We start from the raw sequence: 16141 nt of genomic DNA, 5'->3' as shown, positions 1-16141 counted from the left end.
GGTAAGCTGCCTGGCATGCGTGCGCCCTCCGGTTACCTTCTCGCCGCGCGCTATCGGCTTGTGGAGCCGGTTGGTCGCGGCGGCATGGGCACCGTTTGGCGGGCGCATGACGAGTTGCTCGACCGCGACGTGGCGGTGAAGGAAGTACGGCTGCCCACCGTCCTCGACGAGGAGCTGCGCGCGGAGTTGTGCGCCCGCACCGAGCGCGAGGGCAGGGCGACCGCGATGGTGGCCCATCCGTCGGTCATCACCGTGTTCGACGTCGTGACCGAGGACGACCGTCCCTGGATCGTGATGGAGCTGCTCCGGGCCAAGTCCCTGGAGCAGCTCATCCAGGAGCACGGACCGCTCCCTCCGCGCCGGGCCGCCGAGATCGGCCGGCAGATCCTCGGCGCGCTGCGGGCCGTCCACGCCAAGGGCATCCTCCACCGCGACGTGAAGCCCAGCAACGTCCTGGTGACCGAGGACCGCGCGGTGCTCACCGACTTCGGCCTGGCCGCGCTCGAAGGCGACGTCTCCATCACCCAGGCCGGCATCGTGCTCGGCTCGGCCGGTTACATCGCCCCCGAACGGGTTCTCGGCTCCAAGGCCAGCCCCGCGGGCGATCTGTGGTCGCTCGGCGCGACCCTCTACACCGCCGTCGAGGGCCGGGGGCTGCACGGCCGCCGTACGGCCGCCGCCGCGCTGGCCGCGCTGACCAGCGGCGAGCCGATCCCGATGAGCAAGGCGGGCCCGCTGGCGCCCGTGCTCGACGCGCTGCTCAGGATCGATCCACAGACCCGGCTCGACTCCGTACGGGCCTCGCTCATGCTGGCCCGGGTGGCCGCGGGCGGCTCGGCGGAGGAGCCGCTGGCCCCGCGCCGGCCCGTACGCCCGGTTCCCGTGGTCACCTCGCCCCCTTTCGCGCGCAGGTCCGCGCACCGCGGGCTGCACAGGGCGGAGGCCGCCGCCGCCGCGCTGTCGGTCCCGCCGCCGCGCCAGGAGCGCAGGCCGGGTGAGGGCGTCCACCGCAAGCGGGTCGACCCACGTCCGAGCCCGTCTACTTATGTCCGTTTCAAGGCGGCGGTGATAAAGTTGTTCCTTCCTCGGCGGTTCTGGCCAAGAGAACTTCGCAAGCGAGGGTAAAGCACTTCCCAAGCGAGAATCGATATCTTCTTCTCATGCCGGAACAGCAGACACGCCTGCTCGCGGAGCGCTACGAGCTCATCGCCCCGCTCGGCCGGGGCACGATGGGGACCGTGTGGCGCGCCCGCGACCGCGCGCTCGGGCGCGAGGTGGCGGTCAAAGAGATCCGCCAGGACCAGGGGCTCACCGAGGACCAGCGGGCCGAGCTGCGCGAGCGCATGGTCCGCGAGGGCCGCCTCGCCTCGCGGATCAACCACCCGTCCGTCGCCGCCATCCACGACGTGCTCATCCAGGACGACAGCCCCTGGATCATCATGGAGCTCATCGAGGCGCGCTCCCTGGAGCAGGTGATCGAGGAGGAGGGCCCGCTGCCGCCCCGGCTCGTGGCCGAGATCGGCGTCGACCTGCTCGGCGCGCTGCGCGCCGCGCACTCCCAGGGCATCACGCACCGTGACGTCAAGCCGGGCAACGTGCTCATCACCGAGAGCGGCCGGGTGGTCCTGACGGACTTCGGCATCGCCAAGGCCGAGGGCGACTCCCGGCTCACCAAGACGGGCATGGTCATCGGCTCGCCCGGGTACACGGCGCCGGAACGCGCCAGGGGCGAGTACACCGGGCCCGAGTCCGACATCTGGTCGCTGGGCGCGACGCTGTACTTCGCGGTCGAGGGGCGGCCGGCGTACGAGCGGGCCACGATCGCCGAGACGCTGGCGGCGCTGCTCAGCGAGAGCGCCGACCCGCCCACGCAGGCCGGGCGGCTGCGGCCGGTGCTGAACGGGCTGCTCAACAAGGACTACCGGCAGCGGCTCAGCGCCGCCAAGGCGGAGACCCTCATGCGGATGGTCGCCGACACGCCCACGAGCGAGATGCCGGCGCTCACGGCGGAAGCCCTGATGGCCCAGGAGGCCGCGTTGCCCGACCCCTTCACCGACTCCGGCCCACGGCGTCCCGCCGGCCCTCAGGGGCGCCCCTCAGGGGCTCAGGAGGCGTACGGGGCCGGTGCGCCGCCCGTCCCGGGCCCGCAGCCGACGCGTCCCGCCGGGGCGCGGCCCTCAGAGCCGCAGGGGCCTTCCGGGCCGCAGGAGGCCGCGCGGAGCCCGCTGGGGGCGCCGACGATGCCGCAGAGCACCGCACCGGGCCGGCCGCCGCAGGCCGCGCGTCCCGCGCAGCCGCCGCAGGCGGCTGACGCCGGCGACGAGAGCGGCTTCGACCCCGACCAGACCGTCAGCGTCATGCGCCCCAAGGGGCCGTTCCCTCCGGCGCCCGAGCAGGGCGGCGGCCGTCCGCCGCAGCGCCCCGACGACGAGGGGACCGTCACGACCAGGCACATCGCCGCGCCGCGGAGCGGTTCCCCCGGCCACCAGGTCTACCCGCCGGCGCAGCAACCGCCGCACGCCGCGCGGCAGCAGGGCCCGGCACCGCAGGGCGCAGGACAGCAGGGCGCAGGACAGCAGGGCCCGGGACAGGGCGGCCCGCAGCAGGGCGGGCCTGGACAGGGCCGGCCGGTGCCGCCCGCCGGTGGCCCGCACCAGGGCCAGGGCCTCGGGACCGACCTGTTCGCCATCGCGGGGCCGCCCGAGAAGCCGCAGGCGGGCAACCGCAACGGCATGCTCGTGCTGATGGCCGTGGCGGCGGCGGCCGCGGTCGTGATCGCCGTCCTCATCGTGGCGCTCATCTCCAGCTGAGCGAGCCTTTCCCGGTACGACGGCCCGTCCCCGCCCGGGGCGGGCCGGCCCCGGACTGATCGCCCGGCCGTGGGACAGACTGGAGTCATGAGCGAGTTCAGAATCGAACATGACTCGATGGGCGAGGTCCGGGTGCCGGCGGGAGCGCGGTGGCGGGCCCAGACCCAGCGGGCGGTGGAGAACTTCCCGGTCTCGGGGCGGCCGCTCGAACCGTCCCACATCGCCGCGCTCGGCCTGATCAAGGCGGTCGCCGCCGAGGTCAACGGCGAGCTGGGCGTGATCGACAAGGATCTGGCCGAGGCGGTCGCGCAGGCCGCCGCGGACGTCGCCGACAACGAGCACGACGCCCACTTCCCCATCGACGTCTTCCAGACCGGCTCCGGCACCTCGTCCAACATGAACGCCAACGAGGTGATCGCGACGCTGGCCGAGGAGCGACTGGGACGGCCCGTGCACCCCAACGACCACGTGAACGCCTCCCAGTCCTCCAACGACGTCTTCCCGACCTCGATCCACGTGGCCGCCGCGATCGAGGTGACCTTCCACCTGCTGCCCTCGCTCACCCACCTGGCCGACACGCTGCACGCCAAGGAGGCCGAGTTCGCGCAGGTGGTCAAGTCGGGCCGGACCCACCTGATGGACGCCACGCCGGTGACTCTCGGGCAGGAGTTCGGCGGGTACGCCGCCCAGATCGACCACGGCGGCACCCGCGTGCGCACGGCGCTGAACCACGTACTGGAACTGCCCCTGGGCGGGACGGCGGTCGGCACGGGCATCAACACCCCGCCCGGCTTCGCGCAACGGGCGATCACGAAGCTGGCCGAGGCGACCGGCATCCCCTTCCGCGAGGCCGCCGACCACTTCGAGGCCCAGAGCGCCCAGGACTCCATCGTGGAGCTGTCCGGGCAGCTCAAGGTGGTGGCCGTGTCGCTCAACAAGATCGCGAACGACCTGCGCTGGATGGGCTCGGGCCCGCGCGCCGGGCTCGGCGAGATCAACCTGCCGGACCTGCAGCCGGGCTCGTCCATCATGCCGGGCAAGGTCAACCCGGTGGTCCCGGAGGCCACGGCCATGGTCGCGGCCCAGGTCATCGGCAACGACGCGGCGATCACCTTCGCCGGGGCGTCGGGCAGCTTCGAGCTGAACGTGCAGCTGCCGGTCATCGCCCGCAACATCCTGGAGTCGATCAGGCTGCTGGCGAACGTGTCCAGGCTGCTGGCCGACCGCTGCGTGGCCGGCATCACGGCCAACGTCGAGCGCCTGCGCGAGTACGCCGAGTCCTCCCCCTCGATCGTCACCCCGCTCAACAGGCACGTCGGCTACGAGGAGGCGGCCAAGATAGCCAAGCAGGCGCTGGCCGAGCGCAGGACCATTCGGGAGGTCGTCGTCGAACGCGGCCACGTCGCCGACGGCACGCTGACCGAGGAACAGCTCGACGCCGCCCTCGACGTGCTGTCCATGACCCGGCCGCCGGCGGAGGGGTGATCCACATAGGCGGGCTCGGATCTATGTCGGCCGCACCCATGCGTCCCGGCGCGGCCAGCGCCTAGGGTTTCGGGTATGGCGAAGGAGCTTACTGGGCGGACCGCGCTGGTGACGGGGGCTGGGGGCGGCATCGGCGCCGCCTGCGCCCGGCGACTGGCCGCCGCGGGGGCCAAGGTCCTGGTGGTCGACAGGCAGGGCGAGGCGGCCGGGAAGGTGGCCGCGGAGGTCGGCGGGGTCGCGGTGGTGGCCGATCTGAGCGATCCGGCCTTCGCGGCGTCGCTGCCTGACGAGCCGGTGGACATCGTGGTGAACAACGCCGGGTTCCAGCACGTGGCGCCGGTCGAGGACTTCCCGCCGGAGGTGTTCTCCACCATGATGCGGGTGATGGTGGAGGCGCCGTTCCTGATCGCGCGGCGGGTGCTGCCCGGCATGTACGCCCGGGGGTGGGGGCGGTTCGTGAACATGTCGTCGGTGCACGGGTTGCGGGCCTCGCCGTACAAGTCGGCGTACACGACGGCCAAGCACGCGCTGGAGGGGTTCTCCAAGGTGGTCGCGCTGGAGGGGGCGGCCCACGGGGTGACGTCCAACTGCGTGTGCCCGGCGTACGTGCGCACGGCGCTGGTCGAGGCGCAGATCGAGGACCAGGCCCGGGTGCACGGCATCGGCAGCGACGAGGTCGTCGAGAACGTCATGCTCCAGCCGGCCGCCATCAAGCGGCTGATCGAGCCGGAGGAGGTCGCCGAACTGGTCGCCTACCTCTGCGGCCCCCACGGCTCCTTCATCACCGGCACCTCCCTCCCCGTAGACGGCGGCTGGACGGCTCACTAGTGACCACCCACTTTCTGGAGCTTTTGGCGCGGGAGGCGTCGGCGGTCGAGTTCGAGGGGCCGATCGTGGAGGCCAGGGCGCAGGGCGCCGATCCGGCCACGATCGAGGAGCTGGAGCAGGCCAAGATCCAGGCGCTGAAGGTCAGGGCGCTGCTCAGGCGGCGGGCCAGGCGCGAGGCCGAGCTGTCGGCGCTCTACGACACCGCCGGCGACCTGGCCGCGCTGCGCGACCTCGACGCCGTGCTCGAAGCCATCGTCCACCGGGCCAGGCAGTTGCTGGCGACCGACATCGCGTACATGACGTTGCACGACCCCGAGCAGGGCGACACGTACATGCGGGTCACCGACGGGTCGATCTCGGCCAAGTTCCGGGCGCTCAGGCTGGCCATGGGCGCCGGGCTGGGCGGGCTGGTGGCGCAGACGGCCACCCCGTACGCGACCGCCGACTACTTCGCCGACGCCAGGTTCCGGCACAAGGGCCACATCGACGAGGCCGTCAAGGAGGAGGGCCTGGTCGCGATCCTGGGGGTGCCGCTGCGGCTGGGCCAGCGGGTGATCGGCGTGCTGATGGCGGCCAACCGCAGCGCCAGGCCCTTCCACCAGGAGGAGGTCTCGCTGCTGGCGAGCCTGGCCGCGCACGCCGCCGTCGCGATCGACAACGCCCGGCTGCTGCAGGAGACCAGGAACGCCCTGGAGGAGCTGTCCCAGGCCCACCGCACCGCCCGGGCGCACGGCGAGGCCGTCGAGCGGGCCGCGCTGGCCCACGACCGGATGACCTCGCTGGTGCTGCGCGGCGGCGGCATCGAGGACGTCGCCGCCGTGGTGACCGAGGTGCTCGGCGGGTCGCTGGCCGTGCTCGACGACCTGGGCCGCCCGATCACGGGCGACGTGGGCGAGCTGGACGCGGGGGTGTTCGAGGCGGCGCAGGCGTCCAGGGCGCTGGGGCGTACCGTGCGCAGGGGCGACCAGCTGATCGCGTCGGTGGACGTCGGCGGCGAGCCGTTGTGCACGCTCGTCCTGCGCAGCGACGACGCCGACGAGCGCATCCTGGAGCGGGCGGCGCTGGTGTGCGCGCTGCTGCTGCTGTTCAGGCGGAGCGTGGCCGAGGCCGAGGGCCGGGTCAGGGGCGAGCTGCTGGAGGACCTGATCTCGCGGCCGGACTCGCCCGGCCTGGCCGACCGGGCCCGGCGGCTGGGCGTGGACCTGCGGGCGCCGCACGTCGTGGTGGTGGCCAGGCACGGCGGCCAGCGGGAGCGGGCGGCGTTCTGGGCCTCCTCGCACGCCACGGTCCGGCACGGGCTGGCGGCGGGGCGCGGCGACGAGGTGGTGCTGCTGCTGCCGGGCGTGGACGCGGGCGGTCTGGCCCAGCGGGTGGCGGCCGAGCTGAGCGCGTCCCTGCACAGCCCGGCGACGGCGGGCGCCTCCCCGGCCCGCCTCCCCGAAGCCGCGCCCGGCGGCCCGCCGGGCGGCCGGGACGTCGCGGAGGCGTACCAGGAGGCGCGGCGGTGCGCCGAGGCGCTGCTCGCGCTCGGCCGGGCCGGTGACGGCGCGAGCCCCGCCGAGCTGGGCTTCGTCGGGCTGCTCGTGGGCGACGGCCGCGACGTGCGCGGCTTCGTCGGCCGCGTGGTCGGCGCGGTGATCGACTACGACGCCCGCCGCGGCACCGCGCTGACCGACACCCTGTCGGCCTACTTCGGCACGGGCGGCTCACCCTCCCGTACGGCCGAGGCCATGCACATCCACGTCAACACCGTCACCCAGCGCCTCGACCGGATCGGCAAGCTGCTGGGCGACGGCTGGCTGGAGCCCGAGCGCGCGCTGGAGATCCAGCTCGCCCTCCGCCTGCACCGGCTCGGCCACACATCCTCCCCGCAGACTGTGGGTCCCGGCCCCATATAAGTGACGCCGGTCACTCTTTACCGTGACCGGCATGGCCACTTCCATCAAGAGGATCGTCGCCGCGAGCCTGATCGGCACCACCATCGAGTGGTACGACTTCTTCCTGTACGGCTCGGCAGCCGCTCTCGTGTTCAACAAACTCTTCTTCCCCGAGTCCGATCCGCTGACCGGCACGCTGCTGTCGTTCCTCACCTACGCCGTCGGATTCGTCGCCCGCCCGCTCGGCGGCCTGATCTTCGGCCACTTCGGCGACCGGGTGGGCCGCAAGACCCTGCTGGTGGTCAGCCTGCTGATGATGGGCGCCGCCACGTTCCTGATCGGCTGCCTGCCGACGTACGCCACGCTCGGCTCGTCGGCGGCGCTGCTGCTGACCGCGCTGCGGCTCGTACAGGGCTTCGCGCTCGGCGGCGAGTGGGGCGGCGCGGTGCTGATCGTGTCCGAGCACGGCGACACGAAGCGCCGCGGGTTCTGGGCCTCCTGGCCGCAGGCGGGCGCGCCCGGCGGGAACCTGCTGGCCACCGGCGTGCTGGCGGCGCTGGCCGCCTGGCAGTCCGACGCGGCGTTCCTGTCGTGGGGCTGGCGCGTCCCGTTCCTGCTGTCGGGGGTGCTGGTGCTGATCGGGCTGTGGATCCGGCTGACGATCAGCGAGTCGCCGGTGTTCCAGCAGGCCGAGCCGGAGCCGACCGCGCCGATCGTGGGCGTGCTGCGGAACCACTGGAAGGACGTGCTCACCGCCATCGGCGCCCGGCTGGCCGAGAACATCTCGTTCTACCTGCTGACGGTGTTCGTCATCACGTACGCGAAGAACGCCAAGATCGACAACTCGACGGTGCTGACCGCGGTGCTGCTCGCCTCGGCGATCCACTTCGTCACGATCCCGATGTGGGGCGCGTTGTCGGACCGGGTCGGCCGCCGTCCGATCTACCTGGCCGGGGCCGCCGGGATCGGCGTGTGGATCTTCGCCTTCTTCCCGCTGGTGGACACCGGCAACTTCCTGGCGATCACCCTCGCGGTCACCGTCGGCCTGCTCTTCCACGGCATGATGTACGGCCCGCAGGCGGCCTTCTTCTCCGAGCTGTTCGGCACCAGGACGCGCTACACCGGCGTGTCGATCGGCGCCCAGCTCTCGGCGATCGTGGCCGGCGCGCTGGCCCCGCTGATCGCGGTGGCGCTGCTCAAGAGCTACTCCAGCAGCGTGCCCATCTCGGTCTACCTTGGCCTGGCGGCGGTGCTCACGCTGGTCGCCGTCTACACCGCCCGCGAGACCCAGGGACGCGACCTGGCCGAGAGGATCCACGCGCGATGAAGGTCACCACCCCCCGCCTCACGCAGCACGTCCTGACCGTCGAGGGCCGGACGTCCGGCGAGCCCGTGCTGTTCGTGCACGGCAACGTCTCCTCCGGCGCCTTCTGGCGCGACACCATGGCCGCGCTGCCCGCCGGCTACCGCCCGCTCGCCCCCGACCTGCGCGGCTTCGGCGACACCGACCCGGAGCCGGTGGACGCCACCAGGGGCCTGCGCGACTGGTCCGACGACCTGGCCGAGCTGGTCGAGGCGCTCGGGCTCGACGGCGTGCACCTGGTCGGCTGGAGCCTGGGCGGCGGCGTCGTCCTGCAGCTGCTGCGCGACCGTCCTGAGCTGGTCAGGAGCGTCACGCTGGTCAACCCGATCTCCCCGTACGGCTTCGGCGGCACCGAGGGCCCGGACGGCACGCTCACCCACCCCGACGGCGCGGGATCGGGCGCCGGGGCGGCGAACCCGGACTTCGTGGCCCGGCTCAAGGCGGGCGACATGTCCGACGAATCCCCCACGTCCCCCCGCAACGTGCTCCGCACCGGCTACGTCAAGCACCCGCGGATCCCCGACGAGGACTTCTACCTGCGGTCCATGCTCACCACCCGCGTGGGCGAGGCCAACTACCCGGGCGACGCCGCCGGCTCCCCCGCCTGGCCCGGCGTGGCCCCGGGCAAGCACGGCGTGCTCAACGCGTGCGCCCCCACCCACTTCCGCCTGGACGACCTGCACGAGATCGGCCCCAGGCCGCCCGTGCTCTGGATCAGGGGCGCCGACGACGTGATCGTCTCCGACACCTCGCTGTTCGACCTGGCCCATCTGGGCGCGATCGGCGTCGTGCCCGGCTCCCCCGGCACCCCGGCCCAGCCGATGGTGACCCAGACCAGGGCGGTCCTCGACCGCTACGGCCGCTACCGCGAGGTCGTGCTGGACGACTGCGGACACAGCCCGCACCTGGAGCGGCCCGCCGAGTTCGGCCGCCTGCTGGCCGAGCACCTGGAGGAGGTCTGATGCTCGTCGCCCTGACCCTGGTCGCGAGCCTGCTCACCGCCCCCGCCGCGGGCGAGCTGACCGTGCCCGGCGCGGAGAAGCTGATCAGCGCCACCCTCGACGACCTGACCACGGCCGGCACCACCCTGACCGGCCACACCGACCCGGCCGACTGGGCCGGCCTGCACTCCAAGGCCACCGTCAACCCGACCGGCGTGCCCGGCACCCAGCTCGACGGCTACTTCCCCGACACCTCCACCGGCAACGCCACGCACGGCTGGAACCACGACTCCCAGTTCGTGATCAGGCTGCCCGACCGCTGGAACGGCGGCCTGGTGGTCAGCGGCACCCCGGGCAACCGGGAGCAGTACGCCAACGACTACACGATCTCCGACTGGGTGCTGTCCAAGGGCTACGCCTTCGCCGCCACCGACAAGGGCAACGTCGGCGTGACCTTCCACGAGGACGGCCGCCGCCCCGGCGACGCCATCGCCGAGTGGAACGACCGCGTCACCCAGCTCGCCGTGGCCGCCAAGTCCGTGGTCAGGCAGCGGTACGGCCGCCCGCCGGCCCGTACGTTCATGGCCGGCCTGTCCAACGGCGGCTACCTGGTCAGGTGGCAGCTGGAGAACCGCGGCTGGCTCTACGACGGCGGCGTGGACTGGGAGGGCACCCTGTTCCGGGTCAAGGGCGACAACCTGCTGACCTTCCTGCCGCCCGCGCTGAAGGCGTACCCGGACGAGGCGGGCGTGCGGGCGGCCGGGTTCGCGCCGGGGTCGGAGTTCCTGTGGCCCTTCCACCGGCAGTACTACTGGGAGCTCACCCAGCAGCTCTACCAGAAGGAGCTGGACCCGTCGTACCAGGGTGCGGCGGCCGACTACGACTACGACGCGCGCCGGCCGTACGCCGCGATGGCCAGGATCGGGCTGACCGGCCGGATCACCAAGCCGCTGATCACGATCCACGGGACGCTCGACTCGCTGCTGCCGATCTCCCGCGACTCCGACGTCTACGCCAGGATGGTCGGCCCGCACCGCCCGTTCCGCTACCACCGGATCGAGGGCGGCAACCACCTCGACAGCCTCGTGGACGTCTATCCCGACCGCCTGCGGCCCATGCTCCCGGCCTTCAGGGACGCCTTCCAGGAGCTGGAGGGCTGGGTCACTCCTTGAGGTAGCGATGCCTGCCCGCGCGCGCCCAGCGCACGATGTGCCGCGCCCCGGGCAGGCGCCTGCCGAGGCGGTGGAGCGCGGTGTCGCGGCCCATGGGCGAGCGCCGCTGGGGGTTCACCGCGACGGCCGGGCGCGTCTCGACCCGGCCGCGGCGCACCTGGAGGCCGAACCGCAGCCCGATCTCCTCGTCGGCCGAGCGCAGCGACGACAGCCAGGCGCCCGGCCCGAGCTGCTCCTCGCTCGGCATGTGCCGCTTGACCGGGATCTTCGCCACGAGCTGGCCGGCGAGCTTGCCCGGCACGCCGGCCTCGACCAGCGCGGGCGCGCACACCTCGCGTTCCCTGCGGCCGGTGCTGCGCAGCACCAGCTCCAGGGGCGGCCCGCCGCTCGGCGGCACGTACGGGACCGGCAGCACGACGTACACGTGGCCGTCGGCCTGGCGGACGGTCACCCCCGGCGACACCAGCGCGATCGACTCCGGGAACGAGCGCGGCTCGACGGCCAGGCCCAGCTCCCCCTTGTCCGACCAGCACGGCACCACCAGCCGCATCCTGGGCCGCTGGGCCAGCACGCCCAGGCAGTTGAGCGGCCCCTCGGCCCGGCCGACCCGGCTCCTGGCCTGGTTGGCGCCGCTGAACATGCGGACGTGCACCTCCCACTGCCCGGGGCTGAGCGGCCGGCCCATCGCCGCGCTGGTCACGTCCAGGCGGGCCTCGCCCTTGATCTGCACGCGGATGCGGCGGCGGCCGTCGGGCCCGCGCTCGACGTGCTGGGTCATCGGCAGGAAGTGCACCACGCCGGTCTCGCTGTGCCGGACGTAGACGTCCACCCGGGCCCGCTCGACGTCGGCGGTGATGTCGGTGACGTCGTCGGACAGCAGCTTGGTGTCGACCGAGCGCGGCGGGATCCAGTGCAGGCGCTCGCCGTCCACGCGGTACCGGTCGGGCAGGCCGTCGCCGGACATGACCTCCACGGTCAGGCCGAGCACCAGGATGTGGGCGTCCCAGCGCATCTCGGTGAGCTCGGCGCGCAGGCCCGCGCGCCGGGTGGAGTTGGCGAACATGACGATCTGGTCCAGGCGTCCGCGCCGGACGAACGCGGCCACCGCCCGTAGCTGGACCGGCAGGTAGCGGTCGATCCGCTCGGGGAAACGCTCGCCGATGAGCTCCTGGACGACCCGGAAGTGCATGCCCCGGTCCACCGAGGAGTCGGCGAACCTGGCGGTCAGCAGCGGCCTGAGCACGGCGGAGCGGAACCAGTAGGCGTACATGCGATCGCGCTGGCGGCCGGCGCCCACGTAGGTGTCGATGTCGGCGAGCAGCGTCCTCAGCCCGGCCACGATCACCCGGGGGTCCTCCTCGGGCGCCTCGGGCCGCGGCCCGAGCCGGCAGCAGACCTCCTCGGCCAGGACGGCGATCACCTTGGCCTGCAGGTAGGCCCGCATCACGAACGCCTGCTCGGCCAGCCTGCCGCCGGGCATCGCGAAGCCCAGCTCGTTCTCCTCCAGGAAGGCCCGGCGGTAGAGCTGCTGCGGGACGAGCAGCGTCATCAGGCGCTCGCGCAGGATGTCGGCGCGGGCGCTGCTGCGCTCGAACGCCACCATGGGCGGCCCGTAGTCGCGGGCCAGCCGCCCGATCAGCACGTCGGCGTCGGTCTCGACCGCGCGCTCGTGCATGCGGGCCAGCGCGTCGCGGGCCAGCCGGTCGGTCTGGTCCAGGAAGTAGACGTAATCGCCCTCCGCCGCGGCCACGCCCATGTTGCGGCCGCGAGCGGGCGATCCGGTGTGCGGCAGGTGCAGCACGCGGACGTTCTCGCGGAGACCGGCGATGGTGTCCAGCCGTTCCGCGATGCCGTCCGTGGAGCCGTCGTCCACGAAGATCACTTCGTAGTCGGCGGCGGGCAGCGTCTGCTCCAGCGCGGAGCGGATGCACGCGTCCGCGGAGTCACCCGGGTTGTGGACATTGACGATCACACTGACCTTCACACCCATGCGGCCAGCGTGCGCCGCTCATACACGATCGGGTGAGACGGCTTGCCGATTACGGAAGAAGAGTTTGAGCTGTCAGTACCAACCTGTGGACTGCGAGTGCCCCCATGCGCCACAGGGCGTGCCGTAGCGGCCCTTGATGTAGCCGAGGCCCCACGCGATCTGGGTGGCGGCATTGGTCTGCCAGTCGCCGCCCGCGCTGGCCATCTTGCTGCCGGGCAGGGCCTGCGGGATGCCGTACGCGCCGGAGTAGCGGTTCATCGCCCGCTCGTTCCAGCCGCTCTCCTTCTGCCAGAGCAGCTCCAGGCAGCCCCACTGGTCGGCGCCCCAGCCCTTGGCGGCGAGCATCGACTTGGCGACGGCCTTGTTGCTGCCCGGCGAGGGGTTGCTGCCCGGCGGGAAGTTGGCGGGCGGGAAGCCGCTGCCGCCCGGCGCCTTCTTCGGCACGACCCAGTCGAGCTTCTTGGCGCCGCCGCCGCGGCCCTTCTTGAGCTGGTCGGCCCGGTACGCCTGCTCGGCGGCGTTCTTCAGCGCGTCGGTCTCGGGGTCGGGGGCGAACAGGTTGCCTCCGGCGAGCGCGCCGAGCTGCTCGGCCGTGAACGGGTCGACCGGCGGCTTGCTCGCGTTGTCGACGGCGCGGTAGGCGACGTAACCCCCGCCGCCCACGACCACCACCAAGGACACGACGGCGACGGCGATGCGCTTGGGGGTGAAACGCGAAGGCCGGCGACGCGCCGAGCGAAGGTCATCCTTCGGGGGGCGCTCACTCAACTGCGGACCGGGGCTCACGATCCATGAGCTTGCCCTGTCATGGGGGGTGGTCCGCAACCGGAACGCGGGATTCGGTTGACGTTCTCTTGGCCAACCAGCAGGTAACAACCTTTTTCACGAAAAATTGTGAATTTCGTCACAGGCTGTCTGGCGCCTCCCTTCGAGCGCCCGCACCGAAGGGAGGCCGCTTTCAGGCTTCCGCCCCATCTTCAGGATCTGATCCGCACCCGGTCACAGTTTGATGACACAACCCGGGTATAGGGGACATGGAATAATAATGTGCGCGTGGCCGGCATCCTCCTTGTAGAAGACGATCCCTCCGTCCGCACAGCCTTGGAGCTGGCGTTGACGCGGCAGGGACATTCCGTCACGTCCTACGCGACGGGCGAGGAGGCTCTGGACCACATCCGCGCCCGCCGCCCCGAGATCGCGATCCTCGACGTCATGCTGCCCGGCATCGACGGCGTCGAGGTCTGCCGCCGCATCCGCAAGCTCGACCAGCTCCCCGTCATCCTGCTCACCGCCCGCGGCGACGACCTGGACGTGGTGGTCGGCCTGGAGGCGGGCGCCGACGACTACGTGGTCAAACCGGTCGAGCCGCGGGTGCTCGACGCCCGCATCCGGGCCATCCTGCGCAGGGCCGAGTCCGCGACCTCCGACCGCATCACCTTCGGCGACCTCGTGATCGACCGGGGGGCGCTCAAGGTCACGCTGGCCAGCAAGGAGATCCACCTGACGCCGACCGAGCTGCGGCTGCTGCTGGAGCTGGTCCGGCATCCCGGCCAGGTGCTCAACCGCCGCTACCTGCTGCGGGTCGTCTGGGACCACACGCACGTCGCCGACTCGCGGCTGGTGGACGCCTGCGTCCAGCGCGTCCGCGCCAAGATCGAGCCGAGGCCGGCCGAGCCCGTCTTCATCCACACCGTGCGCGGGTTCGGCTACCGGTTCAGCCCTCCGTGATCCCGCTGCCCACCGGGCTGCGGGCGCGCCTGGTCATCACCTTCACCCTCGTCGCGGTCACCGCGTCGACGCTGGTCGCCACCATCGGCTTCGAGCTGGCCAAGACCGCGCTCGTGACCAGGGCCGAGACCACGTCCCTCGACCTGGTGACCCGCGAGCTCGGCCGGATCACCTTCCCCGTGGGCAAGCTCAGGCCGGGCGAGGCGGCGCCGTCCATGAAGGAGCTCGACCAGGTCGTCCGGACGCTGTCCAGCCCCGGCCGCAGCGTCCTGGTCGAGTACGGCAACCTGCTGTCCGCCGACGGCCCGATGACCATGAAGGACGTCCCCAACGAGCTGTACGGCCGGGCCAAGCAGAACGTCGTCACCCAGCGCAAGGTGATCGGCAACGAGCTGTGGCTCATCGTCGGCGCCGAGGTCCACCGCTACGAGCCCGGCGTCGCCCCCGAGGCCACCGGGCTGCGCGCGTTCGTGTTCTTCCCGCTGCACGACGAGGAGAGCCAGCTCACGACGCTGCGCAACACGCTCACCCAGGGCGGCGCGGTGATCGTGCTGATCGCGCTGGTGGTGGCGCTGCTGTCGGCCCGTCAGGTGCTGCTGCCCGTACGGCGGCTCAGCGCGGCGGCGCAGGCGCTCGGCCAGGGCCGGCTGGACACCCGCCTGCCGGTGCACGGCCAGGACGAGCTGGCCGAGCTGACCGCCAGGTTCAACGACGCGGCCGCGGCGCTGGAGCTCAGCGTGTCGGAGCTGCGCTCGCTGGAGGCCATGTCCCGCAGGTTCGTGGCCGACGTCTCGCACGAGCTGCGCACGCCGCTCACCGCCATGACGGCCGTGGCCGACATGCTCTCGGAGGAGGCCGGCCGGCTGCCCGACGCGCCCGCGGAGGCCGTACGGCTGGTGCTGCGCGAGATCGAGCGCCTGCGCGAGCTGGTCGAGCACCTGATCGAGGTCAGCAGGTTCGACGCCGGCACCGCGACGCTCAACGTGGAGCCCGTGAACGTCGCCGACGCCATCCTGGACTGCCTGGAGGTGCGCGGCTGGAGCGACAAGGTGGACGTGACCGCCTCCCAGGGCCTGACCGTCAATCTCGATCCGAGGAGGTTCGACGTCATCGTGGCCAACCTGGTCGGCAACGCGCTCAAGCACGGCCTGCCCCCGGTGGAGGTCACCGCGCGCGGCACCGAGAACGGCCTGGAGGTGAAGGTGCGCGACCACGGCAAGGGCATCCCGGCCGAGGCGCTGCCGCACGTCTTCGACCGGTTCTTCAAGGCGGGCGCGGGCCGGGCCCGCAGCCAGGGCAGCGGCCTCGGCCTGGCCATCGCCCGCGCCAACGTGCACCTGCACGGCGGCACGATCTCCGTACGCGCCCAGCAGCCGGGCACCCTGTTCACGGTCTGGCTGCCGCACCAATGACGGCACCGATGACAGCGCGCCGGGCCTTCGTGGCCGCCGCCGCCGCGGCCCTGCTGGCCGTGGCCGCCTGCGGCATCTCGCCGACCGACGTCCAGACCAAGGGCGCCGCCCCCACCATCAAGCTCCCGCCGCCCTCCAAGACCATCTACCTGATCAGGAACAAGCAGCTCACGCTCGAACCCGCCGACGTCGAGAACGGCACCGTGGGCAGCCTGCTCGGCGCCCTCTTCGCCGCCTCCGACCAGCCGCTCGGCGACCGCACCACCGAGCTGCACGGCCTGGAATACGTCGGCATGAAGGACTCGCTCGACCCCGTGCAGCGCGACGAGATGCAGCTCCCGCGCACCTCCACGCTGACCGTGTACTTCAAGGGCGACCGGCCGCTGAGCAGGCTCGGCAAGGCCCAGATCGTCTGCACCGCGCAGCAGGACGCCGCGTTCGAGCAGGTCAAGATCGTCCGGGAGAACGACGGCCGTCCCCCCAAGGCGGAGGGACGGCCGTACACCTGCCCGGAGCTCAAGTAGGCCCGCCGAGC

Annotated in this window: 13 protein-coding genes; 11 read left to right on the top strand and 2 right to left on the bottom strand. The window is 72.4% G+C overall.

The genetic code is table 11. The features are described 5' to 3' along the window. Positions 1-15 precede the first annotated feature (15 nt). From ACFYYW_RS26405 to ACFYYW_RS26370, 8 genes are all read left to right on the top strand, one after another. Complete coding sequence (locus ACFYYW_RS26405) at positions 16-1125, top strand: serine/threonine-protein kinase (RefSeq protein ID WP_352330692.1); 1110 nt, start codon at positions 16-18, stop codon at positions 1123-1125. A 35-nt stretch (positions 1126-1160) separates the two neighbouring features. Next, positions 1161-2810 carry a protein kinase gene (locus tag ACFYYW_RS26400; RefSeq protein ID WP_387652377.1) on the top strand — a complete coding sequence of 550 codons (1650 nt, stop codon included), beginning with the start codon at positions 1161-1163 and terminating at the stop codon, positions 2808-2810. A gap of 87 nt (positions 2811-2897) precedes the next feature. Further along, positions 2898-4295 (top strand): class II fumarate hydratase, encoded by a 1398-nt coding sequence (locus tag ACFYYW_RS26395; RefSeq protein ID WP_387652375.1) that lies wholly within the window; start codon positions 2898-2900, stop codon positions 4293-4295. Between the two features lie 75 nt (positions 4296-4370). Next, on the top strand, positions 4371-5123 hold the full coding sequence (locus tag ACFYYW_RS26390; RefSeq protein WP_387652373.1) for a 3-hydroxybutyrate dehydrogenase: 753 nt from the start codon (positions 4371-4373) through the stop codon (positions 5121-5123). After that, positions 5123-7021, top strand: coding sequence for a helix-turn-helix domain-containing protein (locus tag ACFYYW_RS26385; RefSeq protein WP_387652371.1), 1899 nt, complete (start codon positions 5123-5125; stop codon positions 7019-7021). The genes ACFYYW_RS26390 and ACFYYW_RS26385 overlap by 1 nt, the downstream gene beginning before the upstream one ends. 31 nt (positions 7022-7052) lie before the next feature. Next, positions 7053-8327, top strand: coding sequence for an MFS transporter (locus ACFYYW_RS26380; RefSeq protein WP_387652369.1), 1275 nt, complete (start codon positions 7053-7055; stop codon positions 8325-8327). Beyond that, entirely contained in the window at positions 8324-9325 is a 1002-nt protein-coding gene (locus ACFYYW_RS26375; RefSeq protein ID WP_387652367.1) for an alpha/beta fold hydrolase, read from the top strand. The genes ACFYYW_RS26380 and ACFYYW_RS26375 overlap by 4 nt, the downstream gene beginning before the upstream one ends. Next, positions 9325-10476, top strand: coding sequence for a tannase/feruloyl esterase family alpha/beta hydrolase (locus ACFYYW_RS26370; RefSeq protein ID WP_352323273.1), 1152 nt, complete (start codon positions 9325-9327; stop codon positions 10474-10476). Before ACFYYW_RS26375 ends, ACFYYW_RS26370 begins: the two co-directional genes overlap by 1 nt. Here the strand turns inward: ACFYYW_RS26370 and ACFYYW_RS26365 are convergent. Continuing rightward, positions 10466-12466, bottom strand: coding sequence for a glycosyltransferase family 2 protein (locus tag ACFYYW_RS26365; RefSeq protein WP_387652365.1), 2001 nt, complete (start codon positions 12464-12466; stop codon positions 10466-10468). The two genes, ACFYYW_RS26370 and ACFYYW_RS26365, sit on opposite strands and share 11 nt — an antisense overlap. A gap of 72 nt (positions 12467-12538) precedes the next feature. Further along, the gene (locus ACFYYW_RS26360; protein WP_352323279.1) at positions 12539-13141 is read right to left on the bottom strand and encodes a lytic transglycosylase domain-containing protein; all 603 of its coding nucleotides are present in this window, start codon (positions 13139-13141) and stop codon (positions 12539-12541) included. 378 nt (positions 13142-13519) lie between these two features. On the opposite strand from ACFYYW_RS26360, the gene ACFYYW_RS26355 reads away from it, so the two are divergent. Genes ACFYYW_RS26355 through ACFYYW_RS26345 form a run of 3 tightly spaced genes read left to right on the top strand, consistent with a single transcriptional unit; the run spans position 13520 to position 16130 of the window. Further along, positions 13520-14194 carry a response regulator transcription factor gene (locus ACFYYW_RS26355; RefSeq protein WP_125636689.1) on the top strand — a complete coding sequence of 225 codons (675 nt, stop codon included), beginning with the start codon at positions 13520-13522 and terminating at the stop codon, positions 14192-14194. Next, a complete protein-coding gene (locus ACFYYW_RS26350; protein ID WP_352323271.1) occupies positions 14191-15606 on the top strand; it encodes a HAMP domain-containing sensor histidine kinase in 1416 nt (471 codons plus the stop codon). Before ACFYYW_RS26355 ends, ACFYYW_RS26350 begins: the two co-directional genes overlap by 4 nt. A gap of 8 nt (positions 15607-15614) precedes the next feature. After that, positions 15615-16130, top strand: a complete 516-nt coding sequence (locus ACFYYW_RS26345; RefSeq protein WP_352323270.1) for a hypothetical protein — start codon at positions 15615-15617, stop codon at positions 16128-16130. The last annotated feature ends 11 nt before the right edge of the window (positions 16131-16141 follow it).

This window comes from Nonomuraea sp. NPDC001831 (assembly GCF_042892035.1).
Lineage (GTDB): Bacteria > Actinomycetota > Actinomycetes > Streptosporangiales > Streptosporangiaceae > Nonomuraea.
Note: the sequence above shows the minus strand (reverse complement) of the source record. Positions and strands in the feature narration are given on the sequence as shown.

Bases quoted from the DNA above. Each gene is read 5' to 3' on its own strand.
- ACFYYW_RS26405 (WP_352330692.1), top strand. From the start codon at position 16: ATGCGTGCGCCCTCCGGTTACCTTCTCGCCGCGCGCTATCGGCTTGTG.
- ACFYYW_RS26400 (WP_387652377.1), top strand. From the start codon at position 1,161: ATGCCGGAACAGCAGACACGCCTGCTCGCGGAGCGCTACGAGCTCATC.
- ACFYYW_RS26395 (WP_387652375.1), top strand. From the start codon at position 2,898: ATGAGCGAGTTCAGAATCGAACATGACTCGATGGGCGAGGTCCGGGTG.
- ACFYYW_RS26390 (WP_387652373.1), top strand. From the start codon at position 4,371: ATGGCGAAGGAGCTTACTGGGCGGACCGCGCTGGTGACGGGGGCTGGG.
- ACFYYW_RS26380 (WP_387652369.1), top strand. From the start codon at position 7,053: ATGGCCACTTCCATCAAGAGGATCGTCGCCGCGAGCCTGATCGGCACC.
- ACFYYW_RS26375 (WP_387652367.1), top strand. From the start codon at position 8,324: ATGAAGGTCACCACCCCCCGCCTCACGCAGCACGTCCTGACCGTCGAG.
- ACFYYW_RS26370 (WP_352323273.1), top strand. From the start codon at position 9,325: ATGCTCGTCGCCCTGACCCTGGTCGCGAGCCTGCTCACCGCCCCCGCC.
- ACFYYW_RS26365 (WP_387652365.1), bottom strand. From the start codon at position 12,466: ATGGGTGTGAAGGTCAGTGTGATCGTCAATGTCCACAACCCGGGTGAC.
- ACFYYW_RS26345 (WP_352323270.1), top strand. From the start codon at position 15,615: ATGACAGCGCGCCGGGCCTTCGTGGCCGCCGCCGCCGCGGCCCTGCTG.